The organism is Specibacter sp. BI4 (genome assembly GCF_056680095.1).
Map to the genome: position 1 here is coordinate 3,757,654 of NZ_CM155265.1, position 20,579 is coordinate 3,778,232.

At 59.1% G+C, this 20,579-nt stretch carries 16 protein-coding genes; 6 read left to right on the forward strand and 10 right to left on the reverse strand.

The window, feature by feature from the left end; genetic code table 11:
- Positions 1–278: 278 nt before the first annotated feature.
- From lhgO to AC1L6K_RS17105, 6 genes are all read left to right on the forward strand, one after another.
- Positions 279–1,484 (forward strand): L-2-hydroxyglutarate oxidase, encoded by a 1,206-nt coding sequence (lhgO, locus tag AC1L6K_RS17080; RefSeq protein WP_480950028.1) that lies wholly within the window; start codon positions 279–281, stop codon positions 1,482–1,484.
- Positions 1,485–1,823: 339 nt separating this feature from the next.
- Positions 1,824–4,604 (forward strand): WecB/TagA/CpsF family glycosyltransferase, encoded by a 2,781-nt coding sequence (locus AC1L6K_RS17085; RefSeq protein ID WP_480950029.1) that lies wholly within the window; start codon positions 1,824–1,826, stop codon positions 4,602–4,604.
- Positions 4,605–5,219: 615 nt separating this feature from the next.
- The gene (locus AC1L6K_RS17090) at positions 5,220–6,170 is read left to right on the forward strand and encodes a glycosyltransferase (RefSeq protein WP_480952810.1); all 951 of its coding nucleotides are present in this window, start codon (positions 5,220–5,222) and stop codon (positions 6,168–6,170) included.
- Complete coding sequence (locus AC1L6K_RS17095) at positions 6,157–6,972, forward strand: hypothetical protein (protein WP_480950030.1); 816 nt, start codon at positions 6,157–6,159, stop codon at positions 6,970–6,972. Before AC1L6K_RS17090 ends, AC1L6K_RS17095 begins: the two co-directional genes overlap by 14 nt.
- On the forward strand, positions 6,969–7,691 hold the full coding sequence (locus AC1L6K_RS17100) for a hypothetical protein (protein WP_480950031.1): 723 nt from the start codon (positions 6,969–6,971) through the stop codon (positions 7,689–7,691). The genes AC1L6K_RS17095 and AC1L6K_RS17100 overlap by 4 nt, the downstream gene beginning before the upstream one ends.
- A gap of 155 nt (positions 7,692–7,846) precedes the next feature.
- On the forward strand, positions 7,847–9,025 hold the full coding sequence (locus AC1L6K_RS17105) for an O-antigen ligase family protein (protein ID WP_480950032.1): 1,179 nt from the start codon (positions 7,847–7,849) through the stop codon (positions 9,023–9,025).
- Between the two features lie 81 nt (positions 9,026–9,106).
- On the opposite strand, the gene AC1L6K_RS17110 is transcribed toward AC1L6K_RS17105, so the two are convergent.
- The 10 genes from AC1L6K_RS17110 to AC1L6K_RS17155 all read right to left on the reverse strand — a co-directional run bounded on the left by AC1L6K_RS17110 (position 9,107) and on the right by AC1L6K_RS17155 (position 20,561).
- A complete protein-coding gene (locus tag AC1L6K_RS17110) occupies positions 9,107–10,204 on the reverse strand; it encodes a glycosyltransferase family 4 protein (protein ID WP_480950033.1) in 1,098 nt (365 codons plus the stop codon).
- Positions 10,204–11,226, reverse strand: coding sequence for a rhamnosyltransferase WsaF family glycosyltransferase (locus AC1L6K_RS17115; protein WP_480950034.1), 1,023 nt, complete (start codon positions 11,224–11,226; stop codon positions 10,204–10,206). The genes AC1L6K_RS17110 and AC1L6K_RS17115 overlap by 1 nt, the downstream gene beginning before the upstream one ends.
- A gap of 337 nt (positions 11,227–11,563) precedes the next feature.
- The gene (locus AC1L6K_RS17120; RefSeq protein WP_480950035.1) at positions 11,564–12,685 is read right to left on the reverse strand and encodes a glycosyltransferase family 2 protein; all 1,122 of its coding nucleotides are present in this window, start codon (positions 12,683–12,685) and stop codon (positions 11,564–11,566) included.
- Between the two features lie 66 nt (positions 12,686–12,751).
- Positions 12,752–14,245 (reverse strand): lipopolysaccharide biosynthesis protein, encoded by a 1,494-nt coding sequence (locus tag AC1L6K_RS17125; RefSeq protein WP_480950036.1) that lies wholly within the window; start codon positions 14,243–14,245, stop codon positions 12,752–12,754.
- Between the two features lie 82 nt (positions 14,246–14,327).
- Positions 14,328–15,395: a glycosyltransferase family 2 protein gene (locus tag AC1L6K_RS17130; RefSeq protein ID WP_480950037.1), complete on the reverse strand. Its 1,068-nt coding sequence runs from the start codon at positions 15,393–15,395 to the stop codon at positions 14,328–14,330.
- Positions 15,392–16,576, reverse strand: a complete 1,185-nt coding sequence (locus AC1L6K_RS17135; protein ID WP_480950038.1) for a DegT/DnrJ/EryC1/StrS family aminotransferase — start codon at positions 16,574–16,576, stop codon at positions 15,392–15,394. The genes AC1L6K_RS17130 and AC1L6K_RS17135 overlap by 4 nt, the downstream gene beginning before the upstream one ends.
- Before the next feature lies 1 nt (position 16,577).
- Complete coding sequence (locus tag AC1L6K_RS17140; protein ID WP_480950039.1) at positions 16,578–17,252, reverse strand: NeuD/PglB/VioB family sugar acetyltransferase; 675 nt, start codon at positions 17,250–17,252, stop codon at positions 16,578–16,580.
- Positions 17,249–18,448, reverse strand: a complete 1,200-nt coding sequence (locus AC1L6K_RS17145; RefSeq protein ID WP_480950040.1) for a DegT/DnrJ/EryC1/StrS family aminotransferase — start codon at positions 18,446–18,448, stop codon at positions 17,249–17,251. The genes AC1L6K_RS17140 and AC1L6K_RS17145 overlap by 4 nt, the downstream gene beginning before the upstream one ends.
- The gene (locus AC1L6K_RS17150) at positions 18,445–19,455 is read right to left on the reverse strand and encodes an NAD-dependent epimerase/dehydratase family protein (RefSeq protein ID WP_480950041.1); all 1,011 of its coding nucleotides are present in this window, start codon (positions 19,453–19,455) and stop codon (positions 18,445–18,447) included. Before AC1L6K_RS17150 ends, AC1L6K_RS17145 begins: the two co-directional genes overlap by 4 nt.
- Positions 19,452–20,561 carry a Gfo/Idh/MocA family protein gene (locus tag AC1L6K_RS17155; protein WP_480950042.1) on the reverse strand — a complete coding sequence of 370 codons (1,110 nt, stop codon included), beginning with the start codon at positions 20,559–20,561 and terminating at the stop codon, positions 19,452–19,454. The genes AC1L6K_RS17150 and AC1L6K_RS17155 overlap by 4 nt, the downstream gene beginning before the upstream one ends.
- Positions 20,562–20,579 lie beyond the last annotated feature (18 nt).

The window sequence follows — 20,579 nt, forward strand, 5'->3', positions numbered from 1 at the left end:
ACACAACTGAATACGTCACATCCATCTCACCTAATTGTTGCATTGATTGGTTGTGGTGGCATCTGAGGGGTGGCTTACCTTGTCTGCCGCGCCTCGTTGCCGCCGCAACATCCCATCCAGGCGTGGTGGAACTACGCTGGGGTCATGTTGAGACTTTTGGCGCACGGGCAGGGAGCTTCAACGCCTGGCACGGAATTCGGCAAACCGCTGGCTTCCGCGGCCGCGCCGCCGTCGGACCCCACGCCCCTGAAAAAGCACCTCCTCGAAGGGAACGCATTGTGACAAGGATCAGGGCCGCCGTCGTCGGCGGCGGAATCATTGGGACGGCAGTGGCCCGGGAGCTGCTGGTATCCGGCCTGGCCGCCGAGGTGGTCCTGTATGAAAAGGAGGCGGAACTGGCCGCCCACCAGACCGGGCACAACAGCGGCGTGGTCCATGCCGGGCTGTACTACGAACCGGGGAGCCTGAAGGCCCTGCTGTGCCGACGCGGCGGGGACCTGTTGCGTGAACTGGCCGGTCGCAGGGGCGTGCCGTTTCAGGAGTGCGGGAAAGTGGTGGTGGCACGCACCGACACGGAGGTCACCCGGTTGGACGCCATCTTTGAACGGTCGGTGGCCAACGGAGTGCCGGGCGTGCGGATGATCGGCAGTGCTGAACTGGCAACCATTGAGCCGCATGCCCGCGGACTGGCCGCCCTGCACTCCCCCACCACGGCCATCACCGACTACAAGGCGGTGACCCGGGCACTCGCCGCGGACTTCACGGACGCCGGCGGCACCTTGCGGCTGGCCCATGAGGTTGCCTCGGTGGTGGACGCCGGGGCGCAGTCGACAGTGACCGCCAACGGCAAAACCGAGTCCTTTGACCTGGCCATCAACTGTGCCGGGTTGCAGTCCGACCGCCTGGCCGCCAGATCCGGCGACGGCAGGAACCCGCGGATCGTGCCATTCTTTGGCGCCTACTTCCTGCTTCGTCCTGCCAAACGGACGCTCGTAAACGGCCTGATCTACCCCGTCCCGGACCCCAAATACCCTTTCCTCGGCGTGCACCTGACCAAACGCATTGACGGCGAGGTCATGGTGGGTCCCAACGCCTTTCTGGCAGGCGGTCGCGAGGCATACCGGAGGCTGGAATTCTCGGCGCCGGATCTTGCCGAGGTGGCCTTTTTTGGCGGGTTCTGGCGCTTTGCCGCCGGAAACGTGCCGGCGGCATTCCGCGAGGCCAGGACAGTGGTGAGCACTCGCGCATTTGTCGAGGCTGCCAGGGCCTACGTCCCCGAGCTGGCTGTGGCCGACGTCGTGCGGGACCGCAGGGGAATCCGCGCGCAGGCGATGAATCCCGACGGGTCGCTGTTGGACGACTTTGTCATCACCGGCAGCAGCCGTGTCATGCACGTGCGCAATGCGCCCTCCCCCGGCGCAACATCGTCGATGGCAATTGCCGAACACATTGCGGGGCGGGCCGGCGGCAGGAGTTTCACGTAGGGATTGTGTCAGTCGGCGGGCGCAACGCAGCCTTTCCTGGCGCCACTGTCGCGAGAGCACCATTGGCGCAATCGCCGATTCCGGCTACTTGTATTGCCACCATTAAATTGCTCTGGCGCGCCTCAAAAGTGAGTACTGTTCCCGTCGTCGTGTGAGTAGAAAGACACTCAGATCGTGAGTGTGGGACTTAACTTCGAGTAACAAAGCACTCTATCGGCAACATTTTGAACTACCTAACATCCCCAGTAGAGCACCAATGCCGCAGGTGGATTATGCCTACGGACAATGCTCCATTTAAGGGCCGAACAACCGGCCCGAAGTGGATATCCGGGGGTTCCAATGTTTGGCATCAACCTTGTACGCAATCCTGTTGCAGTTCGGAAGAACGGCCGATTAACTGAGGGCCCCACACGGCACACGCGCGCCCAGGACAGTCTCATCTCCCACCCTTCACAGGAACCGCACACCTGGGCCATCATCGGCGGGGCAAACGTGGACCTGCGCAGCTTTGAGGGTGCAATTGCGGAAATCATTGCCGCTGCGGTGGCGCCACGGGCCAAGCCATTGGCCGTGGCATCGGCCAACCTTGACCATGTCCTGCATTTTGGGTCCGGGGGCCGGTGGGAGGGCTGCCTGGATCCGAGCGGGAGCGTCAACTGGTTGTCCCTTCTTGACGGGGCACCGCTGCGGAGTAAGGCTGCGATGCTGACCGGGCACGAGTGGCCGCGACTGGCTGGAAGCGATCTCATTGATCCCCTGCTGGACAGGGCGGAGACCGAAGGACTGCGCGTTGGTTTTCTTGGCGGCAGTGAGCTTACTCAGCAGCTCTTGAAACTAAAGCTGCAGGAATGCAGGCCAGGGCTGCAGGTGTCTGGATGGTGGGCACCTGAGCGTGACGCCTTGGCATCCCGCGAGCTGTCCACAGAGTTGGCCGCGAACATTGCCCGGTCGTCCACCGATATTTTAGTGGTGGGGCTCGGAAAGCCCCGCCAGGAACTGTGGATCAGCCAGTACGGAGCCCTGACGGGCGCCCCTGTTCTGCTGGCGTTCGGGGCCGTCGTGGATTTTCTGGCGGATCGGATCAAACGCGCCCCGGAGGCTGTTTCAGCCGCCGGCATGGAATGGGCTTGGCGCCTGGCCTTGGAGCCCCGCCGCCTGGCCAACCGCTATCTGGTCCAAGGCCCGGAGGCCTACCTACGCATGAAACGGGTCAGCAGCGTGGGCGGGGCACCAACCATCTCCCCGGCTTTCGGATGGTCCGACCCCGACCACCAGAAACAGCTCGAAATCGCGACGTCAGCTCAGTCCCCCATGGCAACCACCGGCCCCAAGACCGGGACTTTTGTTGCCAGGGAGGATCTGGCCGAGGTGACAGTTGTCCTCGTCACCTACAACAATGTTGAAGACATCAACCCACTGCTCGAGTGCCTGCGCATTGAAACGAAATCCCAGTCCCTCAAGGTGGTCGTGGCCGACAACGGCTCAATCGACGGCACCTTGGACCGCCTCGCCGCCCACACCGATGTGATCCTGGCGGAGACGGGCGGGAACCTGGGCTATGCAGGCGGCATCAATGCGGCACTGGTACAGGCGGGCCCGCACCATGACGTGCTCGTCCTCAACCCCGACCTGCGCATCCTGCCCGGCGCCATCAGGACCCTGCGGCGCCGCATGCGCGTTTCCGCGGCCGGCATTGTGGTCCCGAAACTGCTCGATGGTGACGGCACCATCTACACGTCGCTGCGGCGGGAGCCCAGCATCAGCAAGTCACTCGGGGATGCCGTGTTCGGTGCGAGGTTCGCCGGCCGGCCGGAGTGGCTGAGCGAAATCGACTACAACGAGGAAAGCTACCACTACCCGCACCCCATCGACTGGGCAACGGGAGCTGCCGTGCTTGTCTCCGGGGAGGTGGTGGCGAATGTGGGCGATTGGGATGAACGGTACTTCCTGTACTCGGAGGAAACCGACTACTTCCGCAGGGTTCGGGAAACCGGCAGGAGCATTTGGTTTGAACCGGCGGCGAGCATGGTTCACAGTCGAGGTGGTTCCGGTGTCTCCGCGGACTTGGTCGCCCTGATGGAGATCAATCGGGTCAGGTACGCCCGAGCCCACCATTCGGCTGCCTACGCCTTCGGCATCCGGGCCATCACGGCGATGGGTGCCATGGCCCGCAGCTACAAAGCCGGTGAGCGCAAGGCATGCCTCGCCCTTTTAGGTCTCCACGGCTGGAACGGGCTTCCCCACGCGTTCCCGGCGCCCGGGCTGCGGTTGGTGCCCGTTGCACCGGCACCCACAACGTTTCCTGAAGGGGCAGTCATCATTCCAGCACACAATGAAGCAGCCGTCATCGCCCGGACACTGCGCCCGTTGAGCAATTTGGCAGAATCCGGTGCCATTGAAGTGATAGTTGCCTGCAACGGTTGCTCCGATACGACGGCGACCATAGCCAGGTCGTTCCCGGGCGTCAAGGTCTTGGAGCTGGCCGAACCTTCCAAGAGCGCTTCGCTGAATGCGGCCGACGCAATCTGCACCCGCTGGCCCAGACTGTACCTGGATGCGGACATTGAAGCCACCACCGATGCCGTGGCCGCAGTGTTTGAGCATTTGCAGGGTCCGGATTCCTATTCGGCCCGGCCCGCCTTCTCCTACGACACCACGGGTTGCAGCTTTTTGGTGAAGGCCTACTACCGCGCCCGGGCGCGCATTCCCTCCCTGCACGAGCATCTGTGGGGCGCAGGGGCCTACGCCGTGAATGCGGCAGGACACCAACGGTTCCCGCTGTTTCCGTCAGCCACAGCGGATGACCTGTACGTCGATTCACTTTTTGCCGGACGGGAGAAGGCCATCCTGGCAACTGTCCCTGTCATTGTCCGCACGCCAACGTCGGCGAAGGCACTCCTCAAGACGCTGCGACGCATTTACCAGGGGAAGGACGAGCTGAACCCGGGCCAAAGTGAAAGCAGCGGGCTTGGCAACCTGTTCCGTTCCGTCAACGGATTTCAGCCGGCCTTCGACGCCGGCGTGTACGGCTCAGTGGCTGTGCTGGGCAAGCTTCACAAAGGCAAGTCGCTGACACGGAACGGGGGGTGGGACCGGGACGAAAGCAGCCGAAGAGGGTGAATTGTGCGGGCGACCAGGTCATGGCAAACGTTGTCCTGTCACACGTGCTGGCGCCTCGTCACTGTTCCCGATTGATCTGCCGACATCGTGCATCGTGATCACCAAGACGGGCCTCCGCGGCCCATGCCATTGCTCCGTGCGCCTGCGGGACGCCCCTCACGCCAATCAAACCGGGTACCCCACGAATCCAACACGAGTACTGCCGATAAACATCGAGTAGTCCACTACCCTAGTGCCGCACTCGGAGCCAGAATAGGCTCTGTTTCGATAGGTCTCAGCAGTGCTCACTCTCGATATTTACTTCTGTGCGTGGCTGGCCGGGACCCGTCAACAAGAGACGTCCGACAAGGCGGTTTGTCGCTCGACCGAGAGAAGCAAATGAAGAAGTCCATGATGCACCAGCGAATTCGCCTGGATCGAGGCGAGGCCTGCAGTTTTTTTCAGACCGCGGTTTTACAGTCGGCGACAGAGAGCTGTGACCCTGAGATGCCGATGTCTCCATTGCCGCGGACCTGGACAGAATCTCCAGTGCAAAGGCGTCTCAATGTGTAGCCGCTTCAAGGCATCACCCAACTGCATCTCAATTCGTAATCCGTTTGCAGGGGACGGGTGGCGATGAACGACTTGGCCATCGACCATGTATTCATTACCCGCTTCAACGTCCCCACGCCCGGCAGGGAAGGGCTCATCAGGGCCAAGGACGGTTGGCTGAAGGACAGGATCGAACTTTTCGAGCGTTTCTGTGTACCGGCCATGGAGGCGCAGTCACTGCAAAATTTTCACTGGCTGGTGTATTTCGACCCCAATAGTCCCCAGTGGTTTATTGACTGGCTTGAGGAAGGTAAATCCAACCGCCGCTTCAGGGCCGTATTCCGTACGTCCGTTTCGCGCGAAGAGTTGGTCTCCGACCTTAGAGAGACCTCCGAAGCACATGGGAGCGTCCTCCTGACTACCAATCTTGACAACGACGATGGACTGGCAGTGGACTTCGTCCAACGGTTGCAGAATTCTGTCACATCACCGACACGAACAGCCGTCTACCTTGTCCAGGGGCTAATACTCAGTGGCACGTCCACATACTTGAGGTCAGACCCCCGAAACGCTTTTTGTTCGGTAGCCGAATCGTGGGACGAACCAGTCACAGCATGGGCCGACTGGCACAACCGGCTCGAGCTCACCATGCCGGTGCAAGAGGTCTCCGGCCTGCCTGCATGGCTGCAGACAATCCACACCAGAAACGTCAGTAACACAGTCCACGGACGATTGTGCAATTCCACAGCGTTCGTTCAATTGTTTCCCTACGCGCTAAATAAAATGAAGGCGCCAGGCCAAAAGGCACTGCTCATTGACTACATGATTGTCAGTCCGATGCGCGTCCTCAAATGGAAAACACGTACGGTCACCAAACAGTTACTTATTAACCACCTTGGAAAGTCCAACTTCGACAACCTAAAGAACAAAATCGCTGTCATTTATGATGCCGTCACCTCAATATCTAACCGGACGACGAATCCAAGATGGTCTCAAGTTGGTAAGAATCGGGGAAATAATCATGAAATTAGCTGAAACACTTAGAACTTTAGGACGGCGGTGGTACATCGTAGTATTCGGTCTCGTTCTAACTCTGGGGATGACGATGTTTATTGAGGCCAAAGTCCCCACCACATATCAAGCCACGGGCAGCATTCTCCTAATGCCGCCTGAGGCCACCGTCGGCGCCAAGGGAAATCCCTACCTGTGGTTGGGTGGACTCAATACGGCGCTGGATGTTTTGGTACGGCGAACGTCCGCTGTAGAAGTCAGCGCACCCATCCTCAAGAAATATCCAGATAGTGAAATTTCAATTGCTTCCGACCCAACCACGTCTTCTGCGATCATTCTGGTCAGAGCGGATGCGCCAACTGCGGATGATGCTCTCAAATTACGGGATGAAGGCATGGCATCCGTTGTTAGGACCCTGGCTGTCATGCAGGACGAGTCCACAGTTAAGGAGGATTTGCGCATCCACGGCGAATCGTTGGTCATCGACGGGAAGGCAACGCCGAAAACCAAAACTCGCATGCAATTGCTGATAATCGCTGGGGGCGGCGGAATTGCGGGGACTCTATTTTTGGCCAGTTTGATTGACGGCTGGTTCATGGACAAGCGCCAGCGAAAAGCGACCAACGCCAAGATTCCACCACCCGACAAGCCAGCCAAACCTGGCGCGCCCAAACCAGGTCATCCAGCACCGCAACTCACAACTCACCAACTCCCCGTTCCGAATGAAGCTGCTGCAATTCGCAGGCAGGATAGCCGGGTCCTGGCCACACACAACAGCCAAGCCAGGGACGCGGAGTCGGCGGGTACTCCCCTGAAAATTCCATGACCGTCCATAATCTAATGCGTCTCGTCATCCGGCGCTGGTACATTTTTGTGCTGGGCCTGGCCTGCGCCATTACGGGATCGATCGCATTGAAATCCGAGCCTTGGACCTATGTGGCCAACACTGAATTTGTCATGAATTCTCCCGTGAGTTCACTGGACTTCGAAGCTCCAGAAGACACTCGGAACACTCTAATATCATTTGCCGACGTAGTCTCCCGTAAATTCAATGCCGAGGAGTTTACACAGCCTCTGTCTTCACCGTCAGCTACACTCTTCGGAAATGGACTGCGCAAAGGAACCTCCGTGAAATTGTTAAACAGCGGGACACAGTGGCAATCATCCTATTCTGGACCGGTCATTTCCGTGCAAGTAATTGATTCAACCGATGCAGCCGTCCAACAGGAGTTGGACGATATTGCCGTGAAAATTAAAAGAATAACAAAAAACGTCCAAGATGAACTCGGCGTGGCAAATAACTCTCAAATCAGCGCTGAAACCGATCCGACCAGAACCGTCATTAGTGCCTTTGGTCCAACGAAGACAAGCAGAATAAAAGGGGTAGTTCTGCTGATCTGTCTCTCCCTTGGCATCTCAATGTTGATCGCTCGGGGACTGGACAGTTGGGTTTCTCGTAAAACATGCCGTCAGTCCACCGCGACTGGCGAATTATCAGCGAGGAATGCCACGGGGATTAGTCGCCAAAGCGTGGCGGACAAGTGAGTCAGAGCTTGTTCAAGTCGCCCGCAAGACCGCCACGGCACGGCTTTGACGCGGTCAGTTTCCTCTCGATATACCTACTCCTTTTCGCCGCGATTCCCTCATACCTAACAATCCCCGCTCTTGGCTCAATCGGACGACTATCAGTTCTTTGGGGGTTGGCAGGCATCGTATGGTGGGCAACTTACAAGCTTCAACTGACCCGCACCGGCGAAACAACAGCCAATCCTGTCAAGGTGGCTGTCTTGGTCCTCATCTGTGCCTTGGGAATCAGCTTCGCCCTGGCAAATCTCCGCGGGCTGCCTTCATCGTCATCGACGACTGCCGACAGCAGCCTCATCAGGCTCCTCAGTTGGGCAGGAGTTGCCCTGGTCGCTCTCGACGGCATTCACGACCGGGAGCGTCTATATACACTGCTGCGACGGATTTCGCTGGCTGGAGGACTGATGGCTTGTTTGGGAATAGCTCAATTTGTGACGGGCCAAACGCTCGTCGATTCACTCACATTGCCCGGCTTTTCGGTTAGCCAAGAGATCGGCAACGTTCAGGCCAGGGGAGATTTCACCCGCGCCGCAGGCACCGCGACGCACCCTCTCGAGTATGGTTCGTTGCTTTGCATTGTCTTGCCGTTGGCAATTGCACTTGCCATGACCGACCGAAAAAGACCACTGTGGAGACGATCCTGGCCCGCCATCATCATCACGTTGGCAGTGATCCTGTCAGTATCTCGCTCAGCACTCATAGGCGTGTTCGTTGGCTTGATTCTGATTCTTCCGAGCATGCCGCCGAGGCTGCGATGGCTGTCGGTGGCCGCCGGATCAATCGGAATCACAGCATTGGCCTTCGTCGTCCCAGGACTGCTCGGAACCTTGCGCGGCTTATTCGTCTCGATTTCAAGCGATTCCAGCACCCTCTCTCGAACAAATAGCATCGATGATGCGATTCAAATTGCGTTGCGGAACCCCTTCTTTGGCGAAGGCTTCGGAACGTTTCCACCCACTGAGCTTATATTGGATAATCAATATCTATTAATTTTAATTGAAGGGGGCATTATCGGAACTTTGGCCCTTTTGGCGGTTCTGCTGACGGCAATCTTTTCTGCATGGCGCGCCCGGAACCTGAGCAAAATATCTGATCACAAAATGGTTTACTCAGCGGCAGCCGCAGGTACAGCCTCAGGGCTGTTCCTTCTTGCCTTCTTCGACGGACTGTCGTTCCCCATCACTGCTGGCGGGCTATTCGTCATGGCCAGCGTTTGCGGCGTCCTGTTGAAACTGGAAACTACGGAACACAAAACATCGACGAACAACTCGACGTGCGTCGGCGGCGTTGAATAACGGGGCTGAATTGGCGCCTGCAACATTTACGCCGACGGGGCTGGGATCGACGACCTTGTCGTGTTGGACAGCCCTTGGATATCACCGTCGGGAACCCAGTTCCGAGACCTCCAGTGCGTTGAGTCGAATGCGTTCTATGAACGTTTCCAGTCCATGATATTTTTCGACATGTGCCCTACCCCGCCGGCCCATCGCTTCCGCCGCTTCCGGATTGCCCAAAAGCTCCTCAAGGACCCTTCTCAGTTCTGCAACATCTCCTGGCGCAACGAAGCGGGCGTTCTCACCGTCTTTGATTACATCCACTTGACCAGCCGTTTTCGTGGCGACAACGGGGCGCCCCATCGCCATGCCTTCAAGAATCACGTTGACACCAGCATCAATGTCGGAAGGCTGCAATGGGATGACAACAATCTTGGCTGACGAATATGAAGACCGCAGTTGAACAGAGCCCATCTGCTCAATCTCCACGGAATCGCCCGTTCCCAGGGTCTCCCTCACATCCGTCGTATCAATTCTGAGTCCTTTTAACTTGACGACAAGGGAGGCGGCAATGCGGATCGGGAGTCCGAGGACTTCCGCCGCTTCGATAAGGGTCGGGAAGTCTCGCTGCGTCGAACCAGCAGAAAAGATACTCTCTCGCACTGATTCGATGGGGCGGAAAAATTGCAGGTCTACTGGATGATGCACCAGTACGACTTCCTCGGGCTGGAAACCAATGAGATTTACCGCCACCGAGCGTTGCACGGAACTCCATGTGACAATTCGGTCGACACCTTTACGGAATACCCTCAGCGGAAGCCTAACTACGGGTTTGGACATCCAAAACATCATAGCCAGATGCGGTGTGGGTGTCCGAAAAAGTACAAATAGGGCCGCAACGGCGACTGTATGCCGTTCCGACCACGTAATCACTACGTCATAGGAACCTGCACGGCGCCTTGCTTCCAAACCTTGTGCGGCGAACGTTGGGATAAATTTGTACACCCAACCTCGAATGCCCGTCATTGCTTCAATGCTCGCTTCGTCCACCACGTCACACTTAAGTGTTCGTTCAAAGAGAGTGCCCCGAGGCGCTTCACCGCGCTGCTCGCTGGAGACGCGCTCACTGAGATTCGCAGTTGAGCGGCCGCGGGTCTTGACCAACAAGATGCGCAGGGACGTATCCTGAAAGTTCTCCATTATTTGACCTCCGGTGTCAGTCCGGCTGACGAACCTGTCACTCCAGGGATGAAGCCCTTTGCGACCTTCAACTCGTCCGTTTCACTCAAGAAGGAGCGCTCCAGAATCTCTGCAAAGCGAGTACCCACCGATCCCCAACCTTGACGAATGTCAGCGGACTCCCTTCTCGTTTGAAGCGACTCGCGATCCATAAGGACAATTCTTGCCAACCCCAAGGCAATACCTTCCGGAGTTGGACTGACCCACATTGGCCCGTCAATGGTCAAGTCCATTCGCGCCATGACAGAGTCATTTACAACGGGAATGACTCCGGCAGCCAACATCTCTTCCGCGGCCAGCGATATATTCGTGAATGACAGCGCAATGCCGGCAAGCGTTTTTCCATACAGCGAGTTCAATGTCGCCGGCCGGATGCTGCCGTGCACTGTAACTGGAATGTTCCACCCGCTGGGCCGGTCACCGACAACATGTATCTCTTGATCCGGGTGATTGGCGTGGAATAGTTCCAAGGCCCTTTTCGCGAGCCAGTATCCCCGGCGATCAGCGTGCTGCTTGGCGTAAAACACGATGCCGCTTCGGTGGACAGGCTCCACCGAAGCAGTCTTGTAAATGTCGGTGTCACATCCAAAGGGAACGATGTGATCTGGGGCTACGCCAGCAAATGATTCTAAGCTGTGCGCCACCATCTGACCCAACGCAATTGTCGTGAATTCAAAACGATATGTGCTCTCTGCCAACTCCCACAGTGCCCCTCGTGGATAGAAGAATGGCTCATAGTCCTGCACAAAATAGAATCTCCTTAACGAAGCATCTGCTCGGCTGGCAACGACATGAGCTGTTTCCCATGAACTTGCCACAACTGCATCGAGCTCCACGATCCGTGGTCGAGCGCTTCGAATCTCTGCCTTTAGGTCGGGCCAAGCGGACCGGATCGTCTGAGCGTGCCGCTGGACATCCTCAGAGTCACGATCGTAGAGATAGATGAAGCACTCATGCCCGCGTTCCTCCATGGCTTGAACCATGCGAAACAAGGTTGTGTGCCCACCAGAACCCGAGCTCGGCGGCAAACATACCCATCCGATACGCAGCCTCCCGGGTTCCATGGATGTGGGGGCGCTCCCCGGGGAGACGCCTTCACCTTGTACAGCAAAATTGACGTCCTCCCAAAGGAGCGGAAAATCTGTGTTTGGCCACCCATAGAAGGCCTCTGCCCGACGCGAAAATCGTTGCACTGCCTTGCTTGCAACTGCTCGAACACCATCCCGTCGAAGCACGCGCCGGACGGATCTTAGTTGCTCTTTTCCCGACATTGAAGACTCTTCCTCCCATAGTTAAACAAGCCACACCAATAGTTGTTCTCTAGAAGACGCCGGAGCGGTGCCATCGAAACCACTCCAATTCGTTACTCAGCCGAAATCTGAGTCGCCTCCATAGGCTGCCCATGCGGCCAATCGCTGAGAGGCCCTCACGGTCACTGCGTCGTTGAACGTGTTTGTACTCAGGAGTATGTTCAATTCCGGCCGCCGCGCGTACAGCATGTTGTAGATATGGTTCAAAGACGTCCTCCGTGGAGAGCCTTGCATCCAGGGCGTGACTCGCGGCTGACAAAGCTGTCCTGGCCAATGCCCATTGAGCCTGCTCGCGCAGAGTCGCGGCGTTCGACAATTCGCCCGCCTTGCCGGAAAACAGTGCATCAAAGGCCAACATGCGTTGTTCAATGTCCACCATGCTGTCGACTTCCCGTGCCGACAGGCTGTCTTCGTGCTCTCGATGCCAGGCTTGATCCGCCCCGTGAATGTAGGCGACGTCAGAAAAGGCGGAGATCCTCAACCAATGTTCCATGTCGTGGCTGTGTTTCAACGGCGCTTGATATCCGACTTTTTCCACAACCGAACGGCGCATCAAGACTTCAGGTGAGGTGATGACGTTTCGCCCTTGGCGGCATCTCGCCTCGAGCCACTCAAGCCCTGGCCATACGGTCCATTTGGTTGGCGCAGTCCGAGGCTCCGGGAGGTTCACTCCACTGAAATGCAGCGGGTGCCCGTAGACGAGTCCAACCGTTGGGAAGTGTTGCGCCACTGAGACCGCACGGGACAGCGAACCTGGGGTCAACAGGTCATCAGCATCAAGCCGCACCAGGAATTCCCCGGATGCAATGGCCGCGCCGTCATTGAAAGATGCCACCGTTCCACGATTTTCACTATGGGCGATGATAGTGATCGACGACCATTTGCTGGCCAAGGCTTTTGCCACCGCGAGGCTCTCATCAGTTGAGGCATCGTCGACAATGATCACATCAACGACCACACCGTCCTGTGTTCTGGCGCTCGCCACAGCCGCTCCAAGGAAGCGTGCGTAGTTGTAGCAAGTGATCACGACTGTAACTGTCGCGTCGCCGACAGCAAGTGGCAACGCGCGGGACCTTGTCTTGCACGACAGCCCCCGAGTCGGTTCAAGAGTCATTTTTCGTTCTTTTTCCATTGATGGATCCCTTATATTTGAAATGCTTGGCGGCCAGGAAGCGCACTGAACAACTCATCGAAGTGATCAAATTTCAACGCCCAGCTTCTGGCCCCTGCGTCCAATGTCCGGCGCAACATTTTCTGTCGTTTCAGCACCGTTGTTCAAGGCATTCCGGACGATTCGCCAATACCACCGCCCCAGCATGAGGACATAGGCAGCACACCCGGCAAGACCGCCAACGCCCAACGCCAGTAGCGGAGTTGAAATGGCTGCAGCGACAAAATGTGCGCTGGTCCAGGCCGCGATGCCTGCAAGAATGGGCGGCCAAGCTGCATGGGCCAGAGCCTTAAGATTTGCTTCTGTGCCTCGCAGCACCCACAAATACGCTGGCAGTACGACAACGGCCCCGACAATGACATGCGCCCAACCGCCGCCGACGATTCCGAATTGATGCGTTCCCCACACCATGGCTGGAATGAGTGTGCCAAACCAAATTACCTGGACCCACAAGACTGCAACCGATTTTCCGTTGGCCAATAGATATGCCGCCCAGACATCAAAAATCAGGCGCAGGGAACCAAATAATCCCAGCGCTGCCAAGACGGGAGCCGCGGCACCCCATTTTTCACCGTAGATGAATTCAATGAGCGGTTTGGAAAGCACGGCCAGAAGAATTCCTGCGGGCAACCCGATGCCCCAGGTCAGCCCAAGCGCAGTGGTTAAATCTTGTCCACCTTTCCTACCTGCTGAACGAGAAAAGGAGGGTAGTGTTACGGATCTGATGACTTGTCCCAGCGCGCTCATGGGCCAATTGGAAATATTGAACGCTAAGACGTAGAAGCCCAGCGACACCGGGCCGGCCCATCGCGCAATCACCACATTGTCGATGCTCAGCAAGGCCCACGACAATAAATTGGCCGCCGCAATGGGTAGTCCAAACTTGAGGACAGATCCAATAAGTGTCCGATCAATCCCGAACCTGATGGGCTGGCGGGCCAGCATGAATTGGACGACAAGGGCACATGTTTGTGCTGCGAGTCTGGCATAGGCGAGTGAAATTACGCCCATGCCCAGGTTTAGGAGAATCAAGGTGACAACGGTGCTTACCAAGAAATCGACGATTGAAACGGAGAAGAGTTTCTTCTGTTCAAAATTCCGCTGCAATGTGGCGTAGGGCACGACACCGATGCCACTCAGAACCAGGGTAAACGACAAGATGAAGATCACTTCGCTGGCGTCAGGGCTCCCCAAAGTGTTGGCTATTGCTTGGCTCGAGAACGCCATGCTTCCCGCGAAGATCAAGCCCGTAATCAGACCCAGAGATGCCACCGTTGGTGCCCGTTTCGCCGGGTCCGCGCTTCGGATGAGGTCTGCGCTCAACCCGAAATCCGCCAGTGTCATAAGGATTGTCTGGACCGTGAGCGCAATCGCGTAGACGCCAAATTCTTCCGGAGAAAGTATCCGCGCCAGCACGATGCCCATCGACAGAGTTCCCAGCCTCATCACGAGGTTGCTAACGCTGCTCCACGCCAAGGCATTCTTGACCGTGGGCATCGACGGCACCAGTGATCGGTTCATTTCGGACCGCATTCAATGACCTGATTGATGGTTGTCACCAACAGGTGCCTGCGCACGGCCGCATTCAGATCTGTGGATTCACTCATATCCCATACCGCCGCCACAGCCTCCAACGCATGGACCATCTGACCCGGTCGATTGCCAAATACAGTTTTCGGGCGAGCGGGTTGGGGCCCCCGGCCTGCCCTTGCCAACGACTTGCCAGCCACGTCCATCCTCGAGGCTCTGCCCCTTCGTCGTTGAATCCCGCTGCGAGGGCTGTCAGCTCTCGCTGCCCGGCGCCCGCATAGGCCCCGCCGGAGTGGAATGCAACTGTCGCGGTCCGCGACGACTCGCGGGACAGGGCCGACCGGACCTTGGCCTTCATTTTGGGTTCGTTGTGCAATTGGGATCCGTAGGCTGAGAAGAACGCTTCGAACACCCTCGACCTGCCCTGGAAATCATCCACGATCCCGTTGAAATCGGTCATGTGCATGTTGTTTCCGTGCACCCGGTAAAAGGCCTGGTCGGGGCCGTTGACCCGGCCAACGGCCCCGAACATTGCAGCCTGCATCCATAGCAACATGTCTGCTGCGTGCGGGTGGTCTGGGTCGTAGCCAACCAGGTGATCCATTATGTCTCGCCGGACCATTGCCTCGGGGTTGACGATGAGGTTTGTGCCCCTGGTGCAGATTCTCTGAACCCATTCCTCGCCCTGCCAAATTGTCCAGCTTCGAACACGGCTGCGTGGCACGGGGAGGTGGGACTCAAAAGATGGGGCATACCCATAGACAAGCCCAACTTCGGGGTGAGCTTCCATTAATGCTGCAGAACGTCCCAGCGATCCTGGGGCCAGGATGTCGTCTGCCGAGAGCAGGACAACATAGTCACCGGACACTCGCTTGAGTCCATCGTTGTATGTGGCAATGTGTCCTTGGTTGGCCTCATGCGCAACCACCGTGATTCTGGAATCTCCAGCCTCAAGCTCCCGTGCGATCTTGATGCTGCCGTCCGGCGACGCGTCATCGACGATTATTATCTCAACCTCGACTCCTGGTTGGCATAGGACACCTGCCACGGCGTCAGGAAGAAAATGCCCATAGTTGTAACAAGGAATGACCACGGAAACCAGAGGCTTGGACATGGGCAGCTGGGGGCGGACGATTTTCATGCCCTGGCCTCCGTTCCCATCGACGTCCCTGAACTGGCGCAGGCCAGGTCATGGTGCCCAACTTGTGGTTGTCTCTGCCGTGTCGCCTGTGCGAGCGCCTGCACGACCCGCTCCTGCTGCTCCACGGTGATGTGCGGAAAGATCGGCAATGACAGGATCCGGGACGAGGCAGCCTCGGCCACCGGAAAATCTCCCAGCCCCTTGCCTGCATAAGAAAAAGCCTTGGTCAGGTGGATGGGTGTCGGATAGTGAATGCCGGCCCCAATGCCGGCGGCATTGAGCTGTTCCAGGACGGCGTCCCGGTTCGCCACCTGGACCACATACAGGTGCCACGCGTCCTCATAATCAGGCCGGACAGCCGGCACCATGACGCCGGGCACGGCAGCCAGCAGGTCGGTGTATCGGGCGGCAGCTTCGCGCCGCAGCATGTTCCAGCGCGGCAGCCGCTGCAGTTTTGCATTCAGCACCACGGCCTGGATGGTGTCCAGGCGCGAGTTCATCCCCACTACGTCATGGACGTACTTTGCCGAACTGCCATGGGCGCCCAGTACCCGCACCATCGAGGCAATCTCGGGATCGTTGGTTGTCACTCCCCCTGCATCCCCGGCTGCCCCAAGGTTTTTTCCCGGATAAAAGCTCGTGGCCGCGGCGGTGCCGAATGAACCGGAGACCTGCCCTGCCCGCTGTGCTCCCTGGGACTGGGCCGCGTCCTCAATGACCGGTACCCCGGCGGCGAGCGCAAGCTCCATGATCTCGGGCATCGGCGCCAGCTGGCCAAACAGGTGGACGGGGACAATTGCCTGGGTCGCCGGGCCAATGGCTTCGGCAACCTTGACCGGGTCAATCAGCAGGTGCACGGGATCAACATCCACAAACACCGGCACCGCCCCGATGCGGGCCACCGCCTCCGCTGTGGCGACAAAGGAGTTCGCCGGCAGAATGACTTCCCCGCCGGCACGCACCCCGCATGCCCGAAGCGCCAGTTCCAGGGCGTCGGTGCCATTGCCAACTCCCACGCAGTGCCTGGTCCCGGTGAACTGCGCGTAGGCCTTTTCAAAGCGGTCAACGGCAGGGCCGCCGATGAAGGCCGCCGACCACAGCACTTCTTCAATTTCCGCGCTGATTTCGTCAGCGATTTCGGCCTGCTGCACCTGCAGGTCGACCAGGGGGATCAATTCCATGTCAGCGTTTTCCATTCTCAGCAGTCCTGTCCGTCGGTGTTGTCCGGCCACCCAGCCGGCGGGCCGGCACGCCGGCCCAAGTTTCGTCGTCGGGCATGTCCTGCAACACGGCGGCGCCCATGCCCACTGTCGCCCCGGACCCTACCGAGAGGTGCTCCCGCACGCTGGAGTTCATGCCCAGGTAGGCGCGGCGGCCGATGTGGACACCGCCACCCAGGGAAACCCCGGCGGCGAGCGTGGCGAAGTCGTCCACTTCGTCGTCGTGCGTGAACGTTACATTGGGCATGGCCACCACGTGGCTGCCGAGCCTGACACCGGCCGTCAGCACCACATTGGCCAACAATATGCAGCCCGCCCCGATCACCGAATCATCGGAAACAACCACCGACTTGTCCACCACCGAGGTGTACCTGACGCTGCCGATGCCCAAGCCGGCCAGCACGAACGCGATCTTTTCGCGTGTGGCACCCTTTCCGGCACACAGCACAAATGAAGCAGTCGGGTAGGCGGTGGCGTCACTGATCCGCCCCAACACCGGGACCCCGTCAATCCGCTCCCTTGAGAGGCCAGGATCGTCATCCAGAAAACCAACGACACCGTCGATGCCGGAGTTTCGTGTTGCGGCCAACACTTCACGGGCAAGTCCGCTTGCGGCGACAAGAATCAGTGCCGTCATGTCGATTTCTCCCCCGCGGAGCGCACCGCATCAATGACCCTGTCCAGGTCCCCCGCATCCAGCTGGTGATAGACCGGCAGTATCAGCGTGTTGTCGGTGAGCCTGTTCGTATTTGAAAGCTCGGCAGGACCGGTGTCCCTGCCCGCATACGCCGGCTGCCGGTGGGCGGCCATGATGCCGCGGCGGGCCGAAATGCCGCGGTGGGCCAAATGTTCAAGCAGCCCTTCCCGCGTGGTGCCAAATTCCGGGAGCACCTCCAGCCAGAACGACTGGAAGTTGCTGGTGCCGTGGGCCGGGTCGCGGGAGAGCCGAAGCCCCGTCAGGCCTGCCAGCCCCTCCGAGTAGCGGGCGGCAATGTCGCGCCTGCGCTGCACGGCCTCCGGGAGCCTGCCGAGCTGAACAATGCCAACGGCGGCCTGCATGTCTGTCATGCGGAAATTGAAGCCGATCTCGGTGTATTCCTCCGGCGGTGCCAGCACTGATGAGTGTCTGCTGGCGGCCGACGCGCTCATGGCGTGCTCGCGCAGCTTGGCCGCCCGCTGCATCCAATCCGCACGGGATCCCGTGAGCATGCCGCCCTCCCCCGTTGTCAGGATCTTGCGGGGGTGGAAGGACCACGCGGCAAGTTCGGCCCCTGCCCCGACCGGCCGGCCGTGATAGGTGGATCCGGCGCCGCAGGCGGCGTCCTCAATAACTGTTATGCCCAGCGGGTCGCACAGGGCCCGGATCGGTTCAAGGTCAACCGGCATGCCGCCCTGGTCAACAACAATCACCGCCCGTGTTTTCGGCGTCAGTGCCGCGGCAATGGTTGCGGCACTGAGATTCCCGGTTTCAAGTTCGACATCGGCAAAGACAGGCCGCGCCCCCACATAAGTTGGTGCGTTGGCTGTGGCTATGAAGGAAAAGGAGGGAATGACGACGTCGTCCCCCGCCTTGATGCCCGCCACCACCAGGGCCAGGTGCAGCGCCGTCGTGCAGTTGGAGGTGGCAACGGCATGCTGTGCCACCTGCGCCGCAGCAAACTCTGTTTCAAACTGTGCCACTTTGGGCCCCTGGGCAACCCAGCCTGAGGCAATGACATCTGCCACGGCCTCGGCTTCCTCGATGCCAAGCCACGGTTTCATGACGTTGATGCGCGGCAAAGTGGCGGAAGTCGGTGCTGTGGGGGTGGCGGCAATTCCGGCGTCGAGACTCATTGCGCACCAGCCGCCCCGGAGCCCACCAGGCGACCGGCCGCAATTTCATCCCGCAGCGGTTCCCACCACGAGACAAGCTGGCGCAGGCCGTCTTCAAGGCCGGTGGTTGCGGTGAAGCCAAAATCCCGTTGGGCGGCTGAAACGTCGGCCAGGCGGCGGGCCACACCGTTGACTGCCCTGTCCGGACCGTGCTGAACGGGCACGTCCGAACCCATCGCAGCCAGCAATGCCTCGGCCAGGCCAAGGAGGCTGGTTTCGGTGCCGCTGGCAATGTTGTAGGCACCCTCGGTGACGTTGCTTGCCGCAGTCAGAATATTGGCACGGGCGATGTCCTGCGTGAAAACAAAGTCCATTGTCTGCTGCCCGTCGCCAAAGATCAACGGCGGCCGGCCGTCGGCAATGCGCTCCATCCACCGGACCAGCACCTCCGTGTACAGCCCGTGCACGTCCATGCGCGGGCCGTACACGTTGAAGTAGCGCAGGAAGACGCAGTCCAGGCCGTGCATCGCCTTGAAGCTGCGTGCCATGCCTTCGTTGAACGACTTGGCCGCACCATAGAAGGTGTCATTGTTGTGGTGGTGGTGTCGTTCATTTGTGGGGAATTGTTCTGCCATGCCGTAAACGGATGCACTTGAGGCGGCAATGACCTTGTCCACCTTGTGGGCCGCTGCGGCCTCCAGGACGGTAAAAGTGCCATCAACCAAGACTTCCAGTGCCAGCCTGGGCTCTTCGGCGCATTGGGTGATCCGGATGGCGGCCTGGTGGAAGACCAGGTCCTTGCCGCGGGTGACGTCGTGAACCAGGTCCCTGTCGCGCAGGTCGCCCTCCACCAGGTTGACCTTCCCGCTGGCCAGCGCATCGGAGATGTTGGCCCGCCGCCCGCGCACCAGGTTGTCCAGCACATCGATATGTGCGGCTCCTGCCTCCAGCAGCTGGTCGACGATGGTCGACCCGATGGTTCCGGCCCCACCTGTGACAAGTACTGTTGCCCCTTGCAAATCACTCATCGTGTTCCCTCCAATTGAGATTCATAATCAGCAACACGGCTGTGTTCGCCCTCTGTTGCCAAGCTTCTGCTTGCTGCTTCAAGCACTGACAGGACGCGCAGCCCTGACATGCCGCCTGTTCGTGACGGGCGCTGACCGTGGATGCTGTCCGCGAATTCCTGGACCATCAGGCCCAGTGCTTCCTTTTCAGGGAGGGCCGGGGACCAGGTGTCGCCGAGCCGGTAGGACACGGCCTGCGCCTTGCGCTGGGCTGCCGAGGTGGATCCCTTCTCAAAGTTCACTCCCCTGTCGTAGACGCTGATGCGCTGCTGGGGGTTGAGGTCATCCCAGACGAGCGTCCGCTTTGATCCGCCAACAACCAGCTGGCGGATCTTGGTGGGGCTGAGCCAGTTCACGTTGATGTGGGCCATGGCGTTGTTGGGCAGTGCGAATGTCAGGTGCCCCACGCAGGATTTCCCCGTTCCCAGGGGGTCCGCGCCCTGGGCTGCGACAGTTTCGGGCCGCAGGCCGCCAGGGAGGATGAAATCGATCACCGACAGGTCGTGGGGGGCCAAGTCCCAGAAGACGTCAACATCCGGCTGGATCAGCCCCAGGTTGATCCGCACCGAATCAATGAACAAGACCTCACCCAGCGCATCCTCGGCGATCAGTTCCCTGATCTTCAACGCAGCCGGCGTGTAGCAGTAGGTGTGGTCAGCCATGAGGGTCAGCCCCGCAGCTTCAGCAAATTCCACCATCTCCACGCCTTGTGCCCAGTTCGCTGCCAAAGGTTTCTCCACCACCACGTGTTTTCCTGCCCGCATGGCGGCCATGGCCACACCGTGGTGGGTGCGTGCCGGCGTCGCAATGGCAACAGCGTCAACATCAGTGGCTGCCAGCAACTCGTCAAGCGACGCAAACACAGGGACGTCCCCCAACGGCCGGGCGATCTTCAATGCCCGTTCAACATCCATGTCCACAATGGCGCACAGTTCCCATGCCGGGCTTGCCTTAAAATTCCTTGCAAGATTGGGCCCCCAATAGCCGGCACCGATGACGGCAACCTTGAGGGTTGGTTCTTCCTGCAGGAGGTTCAGCTGCTGCAGGGGGTGGGGAATCGAGACCATGGCAGTAATTCCGTTTCT

Bases quoted from the DNA above. Each gene is read 5' to 3' on its own strand.
- AC1L6K_RS17085 (WP_480950029.1), top strand. From the start codon at position 1,824: ATGTTTGGCATCAACCTTGTACGCAATCCTGTTGCAGTTCGGAAGAAC.
- AC1L6K_RS17090 (WP_480952810.1), top strand. From the start codon at position 5,220: ATGAACGACTTGGCCATCGACCATGTATTCATTACCCGCTTCAACGTC.
- AC1L6K_RS17095 (WP_480950030.1), top strand. From the start codon at position 6,157: ATGAAATTAGCTGAAACACTTAGAACTTTAGGACGGCGGTGGTACATC.
- AC1L6K_RS17100 (WP_480950031.1), top strand. From the start codon at position 6,969: ATGACCGTCCATAATCTAATGCGTCTCGTCATCCGGCGCTGGTACATT.
- AC1L6K_RS17110 (WP_480950033.1), bottom strand. From the start codon at position 10,204: ATGGAGAACTTTCAGGATACGTCCCTGCGCATCTTGTTGGTCAAGACC.
- AC1L6K_RS17115 (WP_480950034.1), bottom strand. From the start codon at position 11,226: ATGGTTCAAGCCATGGAGGAACGCGGGCATGAGTGCTTCATCTATCTC.
- AC1L6K_RS17120 (WP_480950035.1), bottom strand. From the start codon at position 12,685: ATGGAAAAAGAACGAAAAATGACTCTTGAACCGACTCGGGGGCTGTCG.
- AC1L6K_RS17125 (WP_480950036.1), bottom strand. From the start codon at position 14,245: ATGAACCGATCACTGGTGCCGTCGATGCCCACGGTCAAGAATGCCTTG.
- AC1L6K_RS17130 (WP_480950037.1), bottom strand. From the start codon at position 15,395: ATGAAAATCGTCCGCCCCCAGCTGCCCATGTCCAAGCCTCTGGTTTCC.
- AC1L6K_RS17135 (WP_480950038.1), bottom strand. From the start codon at position 16,576: ATGGAATTGATCCCCCTGGTCGACCTGCAGGTGCAGCAGGCCGAAATC.
- AC1L6K_RS17140 (WP_480950039.1), bottom strand. From the start codon at position 17,252: ATGACGGCACTGATTCTTGTCGCCGCAAGCGGACTTGCCCGTGAAGTG.
- AC1L6K_RS17145 (WP_480950040.1), bottom strand. From the start codon at position 18,448: ATGAGTCTCGACGCCGGAATTGCCGCCACCCCCACAGCACCGACTTCC.
- AC1L6K_RS17150 (WP_480950041.1), bottom strand. From the start codon at position 19,455: ATGAGTGATTTGCAAGGGGCAACAGTACTTGTCACAGGTGGGGCCGGA.
- AC1L6K_RS17155 (WP_480950042.1), bottom strand. From the start codon at position 20,561: ATGGTCTCGATTCCCCACCCCCTGCAGCAGCTGAACCTCCTGCAGGAA.